At 73.4% G+C, this 13,936-nt stretch carries 16 protein-coding genes; 10 read left to right on the forward strand and 6 right to left on the reverse strand.

All coding sequences use genetic code 11. From position 1 onward, the window contains the following. Nucleotides 1–80: 80 nt before the first annotated feature. The 6 genes from AB0F89_RS13750 to AB0F89_RS13775 all read left to right on the forward strand — a co-directional run bounded on the left by AB0F89_RS13750 (nucleotide 81) and on the right by AB0F89_RS13775 (nucleotide 5,862). Nucleotides 81–851 carry a GNAT family N-acetyltransferase gene (locus tag AB0F89_RS13750; RefSeq protein ID WP_367136108.1) on the forward strand — a complete coding sequence of 257 codons (771 nt, stop codon included), beginning with the start codon at nucleotides 81–83 and terminating at the stop codon, nucleotides 849–851. Further along, nucleotides 848–1,732 carry a lysophospholipid acyltransferase family protein gene (locus AB0F89_RS13755; RefSeq protein ID WP_367136110.1) on the forward strand — a complete coding sequence of 295 codons (885 nt, stop codon included), beginning with the start codon at nucleotides 848–850 and terminating at the stop codon, nucleotides 1,730–1,732. Before AB0F89_RS13750 ends, AB0F89_RS13755 begins: the two co-directional genes overlap by 4 nt. Before the next feature lie 52 nt (nucleotides 1,733–1,784). Next, nucleotides 1,785–3,152 (forward strand): MFS transporter, encoded by a 1,368-nt coding sequence (locus tag AB0F89_RS13760; RefSeq protein WP_367136112.1) that lies wholly within the window; start codon nucleotides 1,785–1,787, stop codon nucleotides 3,150–3,152. Further along, nucleotides 3,152–4,339: a cysteine desulfurase family protein gene (locus AB0F89_RS13765; RefSeq protein WP_367136114.1), complete on the forward strand. Its 1,188-nt coding sequence runs from the start codon at nucleotides 3,152–3,154 to the stop codon at nucleotides 4,337–4,339. Before AB0F89_RS13760 ends, AB0F89_RS13765 begins: the two co-directional genes overlap by 1 nt. Nucleotides 4,340–4,344: 5 nt before the next feature. Beyond that, the gene (mnmA, locus tag AB0F89_RS13770; RefSeq protein ID WP_367136116.1) at nucleotides 4,345–5,430 is read left to right on the forward strand and encodes a tRNA 2-thiouridine(34) synthase MnmA; all 1,086 of its coding nucleotides are present in this window, start codon (nucleotides 4,345–4,347) and stop codon (nucleotides 5,428–5,430) included. An 81-nt stretch (nucleotides 5,431–5,511) separates the two neighbouring features. Further along, entirely contained in the window at nucleotides 5,512–5,862 is a 351-nt protein-coding gene (locus tag AB0F89_RS13775) for a hypothetical protein (protein WP_367136117.1), read from the forward strand. Nucleotides 5,863–5,948: 86 nt separating this feature from the next. Here AB0F89_RS13775 and AB0F89_RS13780 read toward each other — a convergent pair whose 3' ends face one another. After that, nucleotides 5,949–6,821 (reverse strand): serine/threonine dehydratase, encoded by an 873-nt coding sequence (locus AB0F89_RS13780; protein WP_367136119.1) that lies wholly within the window; start codon nucleotides 6,819–6,821, stop codon nucleotides 5,949–5,951. 15 nt (nucleotides 6,822–6,836) lie between these two features. After that, on the reverse strand, nucleotides 6,837–7,343 hold the full coding sequence (locus tag AB0F89_RS13785) for a DUF6584 family protein (RefSeq protein WP_367136121.1): 507 nt from the start codon (nucleotides 7,341–7,343) through the stop codon (nucleotides 6,837–6,839). Between the two features lie 41 nt (nucleotides 7,344–7,384). Here AB0F89_RS13785 and AB0F89_RS13790 point away from each other — a divergent pair, with 41 nt between their 5' ends. Together AB0F89_RS13790 and AB0F89_RS13795 are read left to right on the forward strand one after the other, a co-directional pair. Continuing rightward, nucleotides 7,385–8,560: a hypothetical protein gene (locus AB0F89_RS13790; RefSeq protein ID WP_367136123.1), complete on the forward strand. Its 1,176-nt coding sequence runs from the start codon at nucleotides 7,385–7,387 to the stop codon at nucleotides 8,558–8,560. 63 nt (nucleotides 8,561–8,623) lie between these two features. Further along, nucleotides 8,624–9,010, forward strand: a complete 387-nt coding sequence (locus tag AB0F89_RS13795; protein WP_367136125.1) for a hypothetical protein — start codon at nucleotides 8,624–8,626, stop codon at nucleotides 9,008–9,010. Here the strand turns inward: AB0F89_RS13795 and paaI are convergent. Next, nucleotides 8,964–9,386 carry a hydroxyphenylacetyl-CoA thioesterase PaaI gene (paaI, locus tag AB0F89_RS13800; protein ID WP_367136127.1) on the reverse strand — a complete coding sequence of 141 codons (423 nt, stop codon included), beginning with the start codon at nucleotides 9,384–9,386 and terminating at the stop codon, nucleotides 8,964–8,966. The two genes, AB0F89_RS13795 and paaI, sit on opposite strands and share 47 nt — an antisense overlap. A 22-nt stretch (nucleotides 9,387–9,408) precedes the next feature. On the opposite strand from paaI, the gene AB0F89_RS13805 reads away from it, so the two are divergent. Then, the gene (locus AB0F89_RS13805) at nucleotides 9,409–9,954 is read left to right on the forward strand and encodes a cadmium resistance transporter (RefSeq protein ID WP_367136129.1); all 546 of its coding nucleotides are present in this window, start codon (nucleotides 9,409–9,411) and stop codon (nucleotides 9,952–9,954) included. Here the strand turns inward: AB0F89_RS13805 and AB0F89_RS13810 are convergent. After that, nucleotides 9,944–11,287 (reverse strand): cellulose binding domain-containing protein, encoded by a 1,344-nt coding sequence (locus AB0F89_RS13810; protein ID WP_367136131.1) that lies wholly within the window; start codon nucleotides 11,285–11,287, stop codon nucleotides 9,944–9,946. The genes AB0F89_RS13805 and AB0F89_RS13810 overlap by 11 nt on opposite strands. Before the next feature lie 207 nt (nucleotides 11,288–11,494). Between AB0F89_RS13810 and AB0F89_RS13815 the strand changes: the two genes are divergently transcribed. Next, a complete protein-coding gene (locus tag AB0F89_RS13815) occupies nucleotides 11,495–12,505 on the forward strand; it encodes a methionine synthase (protein WP_367136133.1) in 1,011 nt (336 codons plus the stop codon). A 3-nt stretch (nucleotides 12,506–12,508) separates the two neighbouring features. Here AB0F89_RS13815 and AB0F89_RS13820 read toward each other — a convergent pair whose 3' ends face one another. Together AB0F89_RS13820 and AB0F89_RS13825 are read right to left on the reverse strand one after the other, a co-directional pair. Further along, nucleotides 12,509–13,012 (reverse strand): GNAT family N-acetyltransferase, encoded by a 504-nt coding sequence (locus AB0F89_RS13820; protein ID WP_367136135.1) that lies wholly within the window; start codon nucleotides 13,010–13,012, stop codon nucleotides 12,509–12,511. A gap of 9 nt (nucleotides 13,013–13,021) precedes the next feature. Continuing rightward, nucleotides 13,022–13,927 (reverse strand): LysR family transcriptional regulator, encoded by a 906-nt coding sequence (locus AB0F89_RS13825; RefSeq protein ID WP_367136137.1) that lies wholly within the window; start codon nucleotides 13,925–13,927, stop codon nucleotides 13,022–13,024. Nucleotides 13,928–13,936: the final 9 nt, after the last annotated feature.

Genomic DNA, 13,936 nt, shown 5'->3' on the forward strand with positions numbered 1-13,936 from the left:
CCGGGCCTTAACGAAGCTGCCACTGAGGCGTCACCGTAAGCACCTGCTCCCGGTCGCCGACCGGTCGGTAGACCAGACCCATGACGCAGCCACAACTGCTTGTCAGCACCGGCGACGCCGCTTCCGACGCCCCGCGCTACTCCCTGCTCGTCGCGCGCGACAGCGACGAGGTGGTGGCCGCGCAGCGGCTGCGGCACCTGGTGTTCGCCGACGAGATGGGCGCCGTCCTGCGCACCACCGCGCCGGGGCGCGACGTCGACCACTTCGACCAGTACTGCGACCACCTGGTCGTGCGCGACGACCGCACCGGCGACATCGTCGGCACCTACCGGATGCTGCCGCCGGACCGCGCCGCCGAGGCCGGTGGCCTGTACTCCGACGGCGAGTTCGACCTGTCGGCCCTGGACCCGCTGCGGCCGTCCCTGGTGGAGACCGGGCGGTCGTGCGTGCACCCCGACCACCGCAACGGCGCCGTGGTGTCGCTGGTGTGGGCCGGGATCGCCCGGTACATGCTGCTGTCGGGGCACTCGTGGCTGATCGGGTGCGCTTCGGTGCCGCTGCACGACGGCGGCGCGTTCGCGGCGGGCGTCTGGGACGTCGTGCGGGCCAAGCACCACGCCCCCGACGAGTACCGGGTGGCGCCGTGGACGCCGTGGGACGTCGACTCCGTGCCGCGGCCGGACCGGACCGTGCTGCCGCCGTTGCTGAAGGGCTACCTGCGGCTGGGGGCGTGGGTGTGCGGGCGGCCCGCGCTGGACGTCGACTTCGGCGTGGCCGACCTGCCGGTGCTGCTCGGGATGGACCGGGTCGACCAGCGGTACCTGAAGTTCTTCCTCGGGGAGACGGCGTGAGCGCCAAGCACGCGTGGATGCCCGCTTCGCCCTGCGGTGACGGGTGCGTGGACCACTCGACGGCGTCCGTCGGCCCGCTGCGGGCGGTGTGCCGGGTCGTGGCGGCGCTGGTGGTGATGCTGTCCGGGGTGCTGGTGGTGCTCGCCGTGCTGTGCGTGCGCGGGCAGGCGCGGTCGGTGGTGCTGCGGGCGTGGTTCCGGGCGCTGCTGCGGGCCTTCGGCGTGCGGCTGCGGGTCGCCGGACCGGTGTTCCAGGCCACCCCCGGCCGCGGCGTGCTGGTGGTGGCCAACCACGTGTCCTGGCTGGACGAGCTGGCGATCGACGCGGTGCAGCCGATCCGGCTGGTGGCCAAGCGGGACATCCGTGACTGGCCGGTGCTCGGCCGGCTGATCACCGCGGCCCGCACGGTCTACCTGGACCGCGAGCGGCTGTCGCTGCTGCCGGGGACGGTGGCCGAGCTGGCGGCGGCGCTGCGGGACGGTGCGGCGGTCGGCGTCCACGCCGAGGGGACGACGTGGTGCGGCAGGGCGTCCGGGCGCTACCGGCCCGCCCTGTTCCAGGCCGCGCTGGACGCCGGTGTGCCGGTGCGGCCGGTGGTGCTGCGGTACGTGCAGGGCTCCTCGACGTCGACCCGGCCCGCGTTCGTCGGGTCGGACACCCTGGTGGACTCGGTGCGCCGGGTGCTGCGGTCCCGCGGGCTCACGGTGGAGGTGCACGTGCTGGACGAGGTCGCGCCCGGCCGCGCGTCGACCCGCCGTGAACTGGCGGCGCTCGTGCAGCGGGAGTCCGAGCGGGTTGCCCGCGGCACGGTCGAACTGCCCTCGCAGCGCACGCACGCCACCCGGGTCGCCTCTGCGGCCTCGCCGGTCGGGAACCCGTGAACGCGTCATACCACCTTGACCTCCACCCAGGTAGAGGTTGAACCATTGAGCCGTGACGACAGCGGAAACCCCTGCCAGGAGTGATCTGTGGACACCCGAGCGGCGGGGGCCCACGGTCGGGATCATCCTGCTCGTCACGTTGCTCGCGTTCGAGAACATGGGCGTCAGCACGGCGATGCCGCGGATGGTCGCCGACCTCGACGGCAACGAGCTGTACGCGTGGCCGTTCCTGGCGTTCCTGGCCGCCGGCGTGGTCGCCACCGTGCTGTCCGGCCGGTTGAGCGACCTGCGCGGACCGCGGCCGTCGCTGCTGATCGGGCCCGCGCTGTTCCTGGTCGGCCTGGTCGTCGCCGGACTCGCCCAGGACATGGCGCAACTGCTCCTCGGCCGGGTGCTCCAGGGCATCGGCGGCGGCGCGCAGGTGGTCGCGGTCTACGTCCTGATCGGCCTGGTCTACCCCGAGCGCGACCGGCCCGCGGTGTTCGGGCTGCTGGCGTCGGCGTGGGTGGTGCCGTCGCTGGTCGGTCCCGCCGTCTCCGGCTGGCTGACCGAGGCGCTGAGCTGGCGCTGGGTGTTCCTCGGCCTGGCGCCGTTCGTGCTGGTCGGCGTGCTGCTGGTGGCGCCGGTGCTGCGGAACCTGCCCGCGCACACCCCCGACCGGAACACCCGGCGCGGGCTGCCCCTGGCCGCGCTCGGCGCCGGGTTCGGGGTCGCGGCGCTGAGCTGGGCCGCGCAGCACCCGAGCGGCGTCGACCTGGTGATCGGGGCGGTCGGGCTGGCCGTGCTGGCGCCGTCGCTGCGGGTGCTGCTGCCCAAGGGCACGCTGACCGCCCGGCGCGGCCTGCCGGTGACGATCCTGGCCCGCGCGCTGCTCGCGGGCTCGTTCTTCGCCGCCGAGGCGTTCATCCCGCTGACGCTGACCGCCGTGCACGGCTACTCCGCCATCGCCGCCGGCATCCCGCTCACGCTGAGCGCGCTCGGCTGGTCCAGCGCCGCCTGGTGGCAGTCGCGCAAACCGGACATCCCGCGCGAGAAGCTGGTGCGGTGGGGGTTCGTGCTCAACGCCGCGGGTATTTCCGGAGTGACGCTCATCGCACCGTCGTGGGGTCCCGCCTGGGCCACACCCGTCCTGTGGGCGGTCGCCGGAGCGGGGATGGGGTTGGCCATGTCCAGTCTGAGCGTGCTCACGTTGGGCGCGTCGTCCGAGGTCGACCGGGGGTTCAACTCGGCGGCCCTGCAGATCAGCGACATGCTCGGCTCCGCGCTGCTGGTCGGGCTCGGCGGTGTGCTGGTCGCCACGTTCGCCTCGGCCACCGCGCCGACGGCCGCCGTGGTGCCGTTCGACCTGCTGATGGCGGGCGTCGCGGTGCTCGGTGCGGTGCTGGCCGGGCGGCTGCGCCGGGATACCCTGGGGAGCTGATGGCCTACTTCGACCACGCCGCCACGACCCCCATGCTCCCCGAGGCGATCGAGGCGATGACCCGGGCGTTGTCCACCACGGGCAACGCCTCGTCCTTGCACACCTCCGGGCGGCGGGCGCGGCGGGCGGTCGAGGAGGCCCGGGAGGACATCGCGGACGCCCTCGGCACGCGGCCCTCCGAGGTGATCTTCACCAGCGGTGGCACGGAGAGCGACAACCTCGCGGTCAAGGGCGTCTACTGGTCCCGCCGCACGCCCCGGCGACGTCGGGTGGTGGCGTCCTCGGTGGAGCACCACGCCGTGCTGGACACCGTGCAGTGGTTGGTCGAGCACGAGGGCGCCGAGGTGACCTGGCTGGAGCCGGACGGGCTCGGCCGCATCCGGCCCGAGGCGCTGCGCGACGCGCTGGACGACGACGTCGCCCTGGTCACCGCGATGTGGGCGAACAACGAGGTCGGCACGGTCAACCCGGTGGCCGAGCTGGCCGCGCTGGCCGCCGGGCGGGACGTGCCGTTCCACACCGACGCGGTGCAGGCCGTCGGCGCGGTGCCGGTCGACTTCACCGCGTCCGGCGCCTCGGCGCTCACGCTCACCGGCCACAAGCTCGGCGGCCCGTACGGCATCGGCGTGCTGCTGCTCGGCCGGGACGTGGCGACGACGCCCGTGCTGCACGGCGGCGGGCAGGAGCGCGAGGTGCGGTCCGGCACGCTGGACGTGCCGTCGATCGTGGGCCTGGCGGCGGCCGTGCGGCACGCCGTGGAGCACCAGGCCGAGACCGCCGCCCGGGTCGCCGGGCTGCGCGACGAGCTGGTCGCCTCGGTGCGGCGGGTGGTGCCGGACGTGGCGGTGAACGGCGACCCGGTGCACCGGCTGCCGGGCAACGCGCACCTGACCTTCCCCGGCTGCGAGGGCGACAGCCTGCTGATGCTGCTCGACGCCAAGGGCGTCGAGTGCTCCACCGGCTCGGCGTGCACGGCGGGCGTGGCGCAGCCCAGCCACGTGCTGCTGGCCATGGGCGCGGACCCGGTGCTGGCCCGGGGCTCGCTGCGGTTCTCGCTCGGCCACACGACCACGGCGGCCGACGTGCGCGAGCTGGCCGAGGTGATCGGACCGGTGGTGGAACGCGCCCGCACGGCGGGCATCGCGGGGTTGAAGCGACTGGCGGGCAAGGCGACGGCGGAGGTGTGACGGGCATGCGGGTGCTGGCGGCGATGAGCGGCGGTGTTGATTCCGCCGTGGCTGCGGCGCGGGCGGTGGCGGCGGGTCACGAGGTGACCGGCGTGCACCTGGCGTTGTCGGCCAAGCCGGGCACGTTGCGCACCGGGGCGCGCGGCTGCTGCACCATCGAGGACGCCCGGGACGCGCGGCGGGCCGCGGACGTGCTCGGCATCCCGTTCTACGTGTGGGACTTCGCGGAGCGGTTCACCGAGGAGGTGGTGGACGAGTTCGTCGCGGAGTACGCGGCGGGCCGCACGCCCAACCCCTGCCTGCGGTGCAACGAGAAGATCAAGTTCGAGGCGCTGCTGGACAAGGCGGTCGCGCTCGGCTTCGACGCGGTGTGCACCGGGCACTACGCCCGGCTGTCCGATGTGGACGGTGTGCTGGAGCTGCGGCGCTCGGCCGACGACGGCAAGGACCAGTCCTACGTGCTCGCGTCGCTGACCCGCGAGCAGCTGGCGCACGCCATGTTCCCGCTCGGCGACTCGACCAAGGCGCAGGTGCGGGCCGAGGCCGCCGAGCGCGGCCTGCAGGTCGCCGAGAAGCCGGACAGCCACGACATCTGCTTCATCCCCGACGGCGACACGCAGGGCTTCCTGACCCGCAAGCTCGGCGAGCAGCCCGGTGTCCTGGTGGACGACGCGACCGGCGCGGTGCTCGGGCGGCACGTGGGCGTGCACGAGTTCACCGTCGGCCAGCGCAAGGGCCTCGGCATCGACGCGCCCGCGCCCGACGGCCGGCCGCGGTACGTGCTGTCGCTGGAGCCGGTGACCGGCACGGTGCGGGTCGGCGCGGCCGAGCGGCTGCAGGTCACCGAGATCGTCGCCCACCGCCCTGTGACCAGGATCTCATTCGACGGACCGGTCGAGTGCGTGGCCCAGGTGCGGGCGCACGGCGGCCTGGCGCCCGCGGTGGCCGAAGTCGTCGACGGTGAGCTGCTGGTGCGCCTGCGCGAGCCGTTGAGCGGCGTCGCCCCTGGTCAGGCGGTCGCGGTGTACCGCGAGGACGCGGCGGCGGGCGATCTGGTGCTCGCCAGCGCCACGATCAGCTCGACCCGCTGACCTCCGGCTTGTTGTTTTGTCGGTGTCGCCTGCGACACTGCGTGCGTGCCGATTGACAACGCACGACGCCGGAGGTCGCTGGTGGACATCGGGACCCGGGTGAGGGTGCTGTCGAGCAAGCTCGACCACCCGTCCGCGCAACGTCTCGACCTGGAGCAGTTCGAGCGGCTGCGCGCGGAGGTCCGCACGCTGCGCTGGGTGGTCCGGGAGCGGCTGCACCGGCCCGAGTGGGCCGACCTGGTCGCCCAGGTGGAGGCCATGGTCGAACGGGTGGAGCGGCTGGACCCGGAGCTCTGCCGGGAGGTCGAGGTGCCGTCCCAGTCGCGCGTCTCGCAGGAGCGCGTGCCGCAGGAGCGACCGGGCCTGGCCCGGGGGCTGCTCGGCCTGGGGGAGTGCGCCGCCGAGCCGGGCGGTCAGTCCAGTGCGTTGTAGGCGGTGGTGAGGGTGTAGCGGGCGTCCAGGTCCGTGTTCCGCCCCGTGCCCGGCGCCTCGCCGGGCACGGGGCCGGGCAACCCCTCCTACGGCGTCCAGTCGGTGTTCGCGCCGCACAGCACGACGCACGTCAGCTCGCCCGGCACCCGTCCCGCCAGCCACGCGGCGAACGGCACGGCCGCCGCCGGTTCCACGGCCAGCCGGAACTCCTCCCACAGCCGGTCGCGCGCGGCCAGCAGCTCGGCGTCCGCGACGAGCAGCGACGTCACCGGGTGCGAGCGCAGGACGCCGAACGGGACGTCACCCACCCGAGTGGCGCCCAACGCGGACGCGGCCACCGAGTCGACCTCGGCGTCGACCGGCTCGCCCGCCGCCAGCGCGTGGTGCAGCGCGCAGCACCGCTCCGGCTCGACGGCGACCGTCAGCCGACCGGACGCCAGCGCCGTGCCCGCCGCCAGCCCGCCCCCGCCGACGGCGACCGCGATCGCGTCCACGTCCGGCGCGTCCTCGACCACCTCCGCCGCGACCGTGCCCTGACCGGCGATCACGGTCGGGTCGTCGTACGCCTCGACGTAGTGGCCGGGCGTCTCGCGGGCCGCCAGCACCGCCTCGGCGTACGTGTCGCCGTGCCGGACCAGCTTCGCCCCCGCCGCCTCGATCCGCCGCACCTTGCCCTCCGGCGCGCTCACCGGCACGAACACCGTGGCGTGCAGTCCGAGCAGCTGCGCGGCCTTCGCCACGCCGAGGCCGTGGTTGCCCCCGGACGCCGTGACCACCCGATCGGGCGAACCCGCGACGATGAGGCTGTTCAGCGCGCCGCGCAGCTTGAACGACCCGGTGAGCTGGAGGTGCTCCAGCTTGAGCACGATCGGCCTGCCGTCGACCTCGGTGCGCCACAGGGGCGTGCGGCGGGCGTGCGGGCGGATGCGGTCAGCGGCGGCGGCGATGTCGGGGGTCATGCGCCCAGCATGCGCTCACCCGGCGAACCACCTGTAGACCCACATGACGAGCGTCACCGCGCCGACCACGAAGCACAGCAGCGCGATCACCAGGCCGGCCAGCACCAGCGCGTTCGTCCGCCACGACGAGTCGCGGTCGTCGGCCACCGACAGCTCCGCCCGCAGCTGGTCGTTCGCCGCGCTCTGCAGCGCCACCAGCCGCCGCCGGGCGGTCTCGGTGACCGCGCCCGCCTCGCCACCGACCCAGTTCATCGCCTCCAGCCGCGCCAGCGGCGTGCGGTAGGCGCGTTCGAACGCCGCCACCTCCGCCTCGTCGCGCACCTCGGCCAGGTAGCTCCAGCGCCCGGCCTGCGCCGCGTCGCCGAGCAGCCGGTACACCGACGCCAGCCGGTCCCGCAGGTCCAGCCGGTCGGGGTAGCTCGACACCAGGCCGACCAACCGCTGCCGCGCGCGCAGCACGCTGGCCAGGTCGCCGCGTGCGACCTCTTCGGCGGCCCTCTGGAGCGTCAGCTCGACCGGCATGAACCACATCGTCCCAGCCGCCGCAACCGTAGGATTTCCGGGTGATCGCGGTGTCGGTGGTGACCTTCGGCCTCGCCTGGTGGCTCGGCCTGTACCTGCTCCTGCGCGATCCGCGCAAGCACCTGCTGCGCCGCGCGTCGGTAGGGCTGCTCGCGTACGCGCTGGTGATCGCCCTCCCGCTGCCGCCGGTGGCGATGGCGGTGCCCGCGGTGGCGTGGACGGGGGTCGTCGTGTGCTGGCTGCCGGCTCGCTACGACCGGTGGTGGCGCTACAGCGCGTTGCCGCTGCTGGTGGCGGCCTGCTTCGCGCCCGTCGTGGTGCTGGTCCCGCTGGCCGCGGCGCTGGTGCTGTGCCTGCGCCTGCGGCGGGCGTTGTTGGGAGCGGCGACGGTCCTGTTCGGGCTCAGCTGCGCGTTGCTGCTGGTCGACGTGCTGCCGTCGTGGTTGGTGGTCGCGTCGGCCGGGGTCGACCTGCTGGTGCTCGGCGTGGTCGTGGCGGTGGCGGACGCGTTCGACGAGGGCGAGGCGATCCGGGCGGACATGGTGCGCTCGCTGCTCACGTCGGCCGGCCTGGCTGCGGTGTTCGGCGGGCAGGTGGCGCTGTTCCTGGACGACCGACTGGTGCCGCTGCTGTACGGCACGGTCGCCGCCGCGATCGCCGTGCAGGTGCTGGCCAACCCGCTGGCGCTGCTGGTGGACCGGGTCGCGGTGCCCGAGGTGGCCGAGTCCCGCGCGCAGCTGCGCGACGCCGCCGAGTCGCTGCCCCGCCGCGCGCCGCTCGACCCGGCGGAGTTCGTGAAGCTGACCCGGCGCGCGCTGAGCAACTACGGCGACCTCGGCAAGCTGGTAGCCAGCCCGTTGACGGAACTGCCGGTGATCGGCGCCAGGCTCGCCGCGCGCGGCGCGTCCGACCAACCGCTGGAACGCGCGGCCGAGCTGAAGTCGTTGTTGCTGGAGAGCATCCGCCGGCTCAAACCGCGTGACGGCGATTTCGGCACCAGCGACGAATGGCGGCACTACAACGCGCTGTACTTCTACTACGTGGTCGGCATCCGGCCGTACAGCAGGCGGACCAAGCGCGAGGACCTGGACCCGGAGGGGCGCCGGGCGCTGGCGTGGTTCGTCAACCAGGTGCCGGAGCGGACGCTGCACAACTGGCAGAACGCGGGGGCGCGGTTGGTGGCCGAAGACCTGTCCTCCCAGGTCGAGGCCCGGTGATTGGCAGCCGTTGGCAGTGTTCGGCGTTCCGCCGGCAGTGGCGTCGGCCCTAGTTTCCGAGCCATGACGACAACTCAGGTCCGCAACGACGGTCTTCTCCGCTTCGCCCTCAAGCTCGACGGTGTCGCCTCGGGCGGGCTCGGTGTCCTCGCCCTCCTCTTTGACATCCCGACGGGATTGCCGCGTGGTCTGGTGATCGGGCTCGGCGTTTTCCTCGTCGCTTACGGGGTGGGTGTTTTCCTGCTCGGCCTCCGCCCGATCCGCCCGCTGGTCGCGGTGGTCGTGATCGGCAATTCGGTGTGGGTGCTGGACAGCTTGCTCACCGCTTTCGCCGGGTGGTTCCCGATGACCGGTCTCGGTGTTCTCCTGGTGGTCGCCCAGGCGGTCGCCGTGGCGGGGTTCATCACCCTCCAGGTGCTGGGTCTGCGCCGTTCGGGGCAGCCGGCCTGAGGGTCCGGCTCCGGCCGCGGAACTCGGCGACCACCTCGTCGCCACGCCGGACGGTGATGTCGTAGATCCCGCTGCGACCGAACCGCACCCGCTCCACCGCCTCGGCCACCAGCTCGTCACCCTCGCGCACGACCGCGATGAAGTCGATCTCCGCCTGCGCCGCCACGGTCACCGAGCCGTGGCGGTTGCACGCGCAGGCGAAGGCGGTGTCGGCGAGCAGGAACACGTACCCGCCGTGCCCGATCCCGTGGCCGTTGACCATCCGGTCGGTGATGGTCATGGCGAGGCGGGCCGTGCCGTCACCCAGCTCCAGCGCCCGGATGCCCAGCGCGGTCGAGGCGGCGTCGTTGGCGAGCATCTCTGCGGGTCCGTTCATGCCTGCACCTTAGGGTTCGCGGGTGCTGGACATCATCCGTGCGATCGGCCTGTTCGCGGTGACGAACGTCGACGACATCGTGCTGCTGGCGTTGTTCTTCGCGCGGGGCGTGCCACCGTGGCGCGTGGTGCTCGGCCAGTACCTGGGCTTCACCGCGATCCTCGCCGTCGCCATCGCCGCCGCCCTGGGCGCCACCCTGCTGCCGCCGTCGGTGCTGCCGTGGCTGGGGTTGCTGCCCCTGGCGCTGGGCGTGAAGGCGGCGTGGCAGGCGTGGCGCGGCGGCGAGGACGGCGAACCGAAGGCCACCGGCGCCCTCGGCGTCGCCGCCGTCACCTTCGCCAACGGCGGCGACAACATCGGCGTCTACGTCCCCGTCTTCGCCACCACCGGCGTCACGGAGTACGTGATCGTCTTCCTGGTCCTCGTCGCCATCTGGTGCGCAGCCGGCCACTTCTTCGCCACCCGCCCCCTCCTAACCCCCACCCTGACCCGCTGGGGACACGTGCTGCTGCCGGTGGTGCTGATCGTGATCGGTGCGCTGATCCTGCTGAGCGGCTTCAGGCGGTGAAGCCCTTGAAGATGTTGGTGAACTCGTACTGGCTCTGGCTGATGCTGCTGCACGTCGGCGAGATGCCGCCGCCCGGGCAGCCGCCGTTGTCGCGGCCCACCGACCAGAAGCCCAGCAGACCGATGCGGTTCGCGTTCGCCCACGTCACCAGCTTGCGGGCGTGGGCCTGGGTGAAGACCTTGCCGTTGAAGTTGCGGCCGATCATCGGGGTGACGCCGAGCAGCCTCTTCAGCTCCGCGTCCGACTTCGCCGGCCAGATCTGCTTCATCTGCCGCAGGCTGCTCTCGGCCGCCGCGATGACGGCGTCGCCCCAGTCCGACCGGGACGAGCCGAACTCCATGGTCATCGGGTTGACCAGCACGGTGAGGCCCTTGGCGGCCGCGTTCTGCAGGATCTGCACCGAGTACGGGTCCATGCCGTAGTCGTCGCCCTGCACGCGCATCGTGTAGCTGATCGACGTGCCGCGCTCGGTCTGCAGGCGCTTCAACGCCGTGTTCACCATGTCGTGCGGGATGGACGCCTCGACGTCGACGTCCAGGTGGTTGCTGCCGACCGCGTCGAGCACCTTCTTGTACGCCGCCAGCAGCGCGTCGGCGGTGGAGCACGAGTACTCCAGGTACGGTCCGGCCGCGCCGCCGGTCGCCACGATGACGTCACCGCCCAGCGCCTTCAACGCCTTCACGTCGTTGATGATCCGGCTGTCGTTCAACGGGATCGTGCCGCCCCACGACGGGTTGCAGCCGCTGCTGTCCGCGAGCGCGAACGCCAGCGTGAACACCTTCTGGCCGGTGGCGCGGGCGACCGACTCCAGCGACGGCGTCGGCATCGTGATGTCCACGTACGGCGCGGACTTCAGGCTGCCCGGCAGCGGCGGCTGATCCGTGGTGGTCGTGGTGGTCGTAGTGGTAGTAGAAGTGGTGGTGGTAGTGGTGCCACCGGTGCAGGGTTGGCCGTTGAGCTTGCAGTTGGCGGGCAAGCCCGTGCCGTTCACCAGGAACCCGAACGACGTCGACGCGCCCGCCGCCAGGCTGCCGTTGTACTCGCGGTTGGTGAACGTGTGGTGCGAGCCGCTGCTGACCAGCGTCGCGTCCCAGTACGAACCGGGCGTGCTGCCCGCCGGCAGGTCGAACTCGACCTTCCACCCGGACACCGCGGCCGAGCCGGCGGTGATGGTGAACTTGCCCTGGTACTGCGAGCCCCACGTCGAGTCCTGGGTGAACACGGCCGTCGGGGTCGGCGCCGCGCCCGCCGGGGCGGCGAGCAGCAGACCGGCGGTCAGGACCGCGGTGACGCCGGCCGCCAGCGCGGCCAGGCTCTTGCGCTTCCGAGACATCGCTACCTACTCCCGTGCAGGGGGGAACGGGGTGGGAGTGGTGCGGGAGCGCGGGGCGCGGCACGCCCCCACACCACGTTCGTGGCGGCGCCGCTGGCAACTGTCGGCACCGACAAGGTGACGGTAGGTGGACTGGACCACCCCGTCAATGGGTCTAGACCTTTTCCGTCGTGAACGGTCGACCGGCCAGGGTGGGAGACTGTCCCGGTGGATGCCCTCCCTTGGTCCGCCGGCGCCGCGACCGGCCTCGGCTCGCTGCCCGGAACCGACCCGCTGGAGGCCGCCAGGATCGTCCTCGGCGAACTCCCCGACTTCCCCCACCTGCCCGAACTGCCCGCGCGGGGCGTCGGCGCGGACATGATCGGCCGCACCGCGGGCCTCCTGGTCGACCTGCCGGTGGAGGTGGTCCCGTCCGGCTACCGGACCGCCGCGCACCCCGGCCGGGACCACCGGCGCGCGGTGGACCTGATGCGCCGCGACCTCGACGCGTTCGAGGAGGCCGCCGACCCGCTCGCCCCGCCGGTGGTGAAGGTGCAGGCCGCCGGCCCGTGGACGCTCACCGCGAGCGTCGAGCTGGCCCGCGGCCACCGCGTGCTCACCGACAAGGGCGCCCTGCGCGAGTTCACCGAGTCGCTGGTCGAAGGGCTCAACCGGCACGTCGCCGAGGTCGCCCGGCGCACCGGCGCGCGGGTCGTCGTGCAGCTGGACGAGCCGGCGCTGCCCGCCGTGCTGCGCGGCCTGCTGCCGACGCCGTCCAAGCTCGGCACGGTCCCCGCCGTCCCCGAACCGGACGCGCGCGCCGTGCTCCAGGCCGTGATCGAGGCCCTGGACGCCGACGTGGTCGTGCACTGCTGCGCGCCGAAGCCGCCGATCTCGCTGATCCGGCAGGCGGGCGCACGGGCGATCTCGTTCGACGTCACGGCCCTGGACGGGACGACGTGGGACGAGATCGGCGAGGCGTGGGAGGAGAAGACCCAGCTGCTGCTCGGCCTGACCCCGAGCACCGACCCGACCACGCCGCCGACGCTGCGGTCGCTGGCCAAGCCCGCGCTGGACCTGGTGGACCGCCTGGGGTTCCCGCGCGAAACCCTGGGCACGAACGCGGTGCCGACGCCGACGTGCGGGCTGGCCGGCGCGAGCGCGGCGTGGGTGCGGCGCGCGTTGGCGTTGACCGAGGACCTGGGCAAGGCGTTCGTGGAGCCGCCCGAGGGCTGGTGACGGTCAGAGGTCGGCGAACGGCGCGGCGTAGCTGAACGGGCCGGTCGCCGCGGGCGTGTAGGCGGAGAGGGTGCGCGCCTGGAAGTACGGGTCCCAGTCGGGCTCCGGCGGGGTGATGCCGAGCGTGGACGCCCGGACGAACCCGAAGCGCGAGTAGTAGTCCGGGTCGCCCAGCAGCACCACCAGGGGCTCCGACAGCGCGTCCGCGGCACCCAGGACGGTGTGCACCAACGCCTTGCCGACGCCCGAACGCTGGTGCGACGGCAGCACGCTCAGCGGACCCAGGCCCAGCGCCGGCGCGGACCCCACCGTCCCGCGCGTGCACACCACGTGCCCGACGACCGCGCCGTCCACCTCGGCGACCAGCGACAACGCCGGGATCCAGCCGACGTCCGCGCGCAGCGCGCCGACCAGCCGCACCTCCCCGCCGGGTCGGGCCGCGAACGCGGCCTCCGTCACGTCGTGGATGGCCTGGACGTCGGCCGCGGTCTCGCGTCGGATCAGCACGGGAGCACCCTACGGCTCCACCAGGTGAACGCCCGACGGCATTTCCGCCCCGCGCAGGAACTCCAGCAGCACGGCCTGGAACGCCCGCCCGGCGGACGTCGGCGCCACGTCGGTCCGGTGCGCCAGCGCCACGGTCCGCGACGTGCCCGGCGCCAGCGGCGTGCCGTGCAGCGACCGGGTCGCCAGCACCGTGCTCGGCACGATCGCCACCCCGAGCCCCACCTCGACGAACCGCAGCACGGCGTCCATCTCACCGCCCTCCACCGCGAACGTCGGCTCGAACCCCGCCTGCCGGCACGCCGCCAGCGTCGTCTCCCGCAGGTCGTAGCCGGGCCGGAACATCACCAGCGGCTGGTCGCGCAGGTCGGTCAACCGCATCCGCGCGACACCGAGCGGCGCGGCCGACGCCACCACCAGCTCCTCCCGCAGCACGGGCACCACGGTCAGCGCCCGGTCGGCGTCGGCGGGCGACACGATCACCAGCGCCAGGTCCAGCTCACCGGCCTCCAGCGCCCGCACCAGGTCACGCGACCCGCCCTCGGTCACGGACACCTGGATGCCGGGGTAGGCGTCGTGGTACCGCTTGATGACGTCGGCGAAGATGCTGGCGCACAGGCTCGGCGTCGCGCCCACCCGCACCCGGCCGCGCCGCAGCCCCAGCAGCTCGGCCACCTCCAGCCGGGCCGTGTCCACATCGGACAGGATCCGGCTGGCCACCGGCAGCAGCGCCTCGCCCGCGGGCGTCAGCGAGACGTTCCCGCGCGCCCGGCTGAACAGCTCCGCGCCCAGCTCCTTCTCCAGCGCGTGGATCTGCTTGGACAGTGAGGGCTGCGCCACACGTGCCTCCGCCGCGGCCCTGGTGAAGTGCCTCGTCCGGGCCACTGCCAGGAAGTACACGAGCTGCTGGAGCGTCATAGCCCCAGG

The sequence above is a fragment of the Saccharothrix sp. HUAS TT1 genome (assembly GCF_040744945.1).
Classification (GTDB): Bacteria; Actinomycetota; Actinomycetes; order Mycobacteriales; family Pseudonocardiaceae; genus Actinosynnema.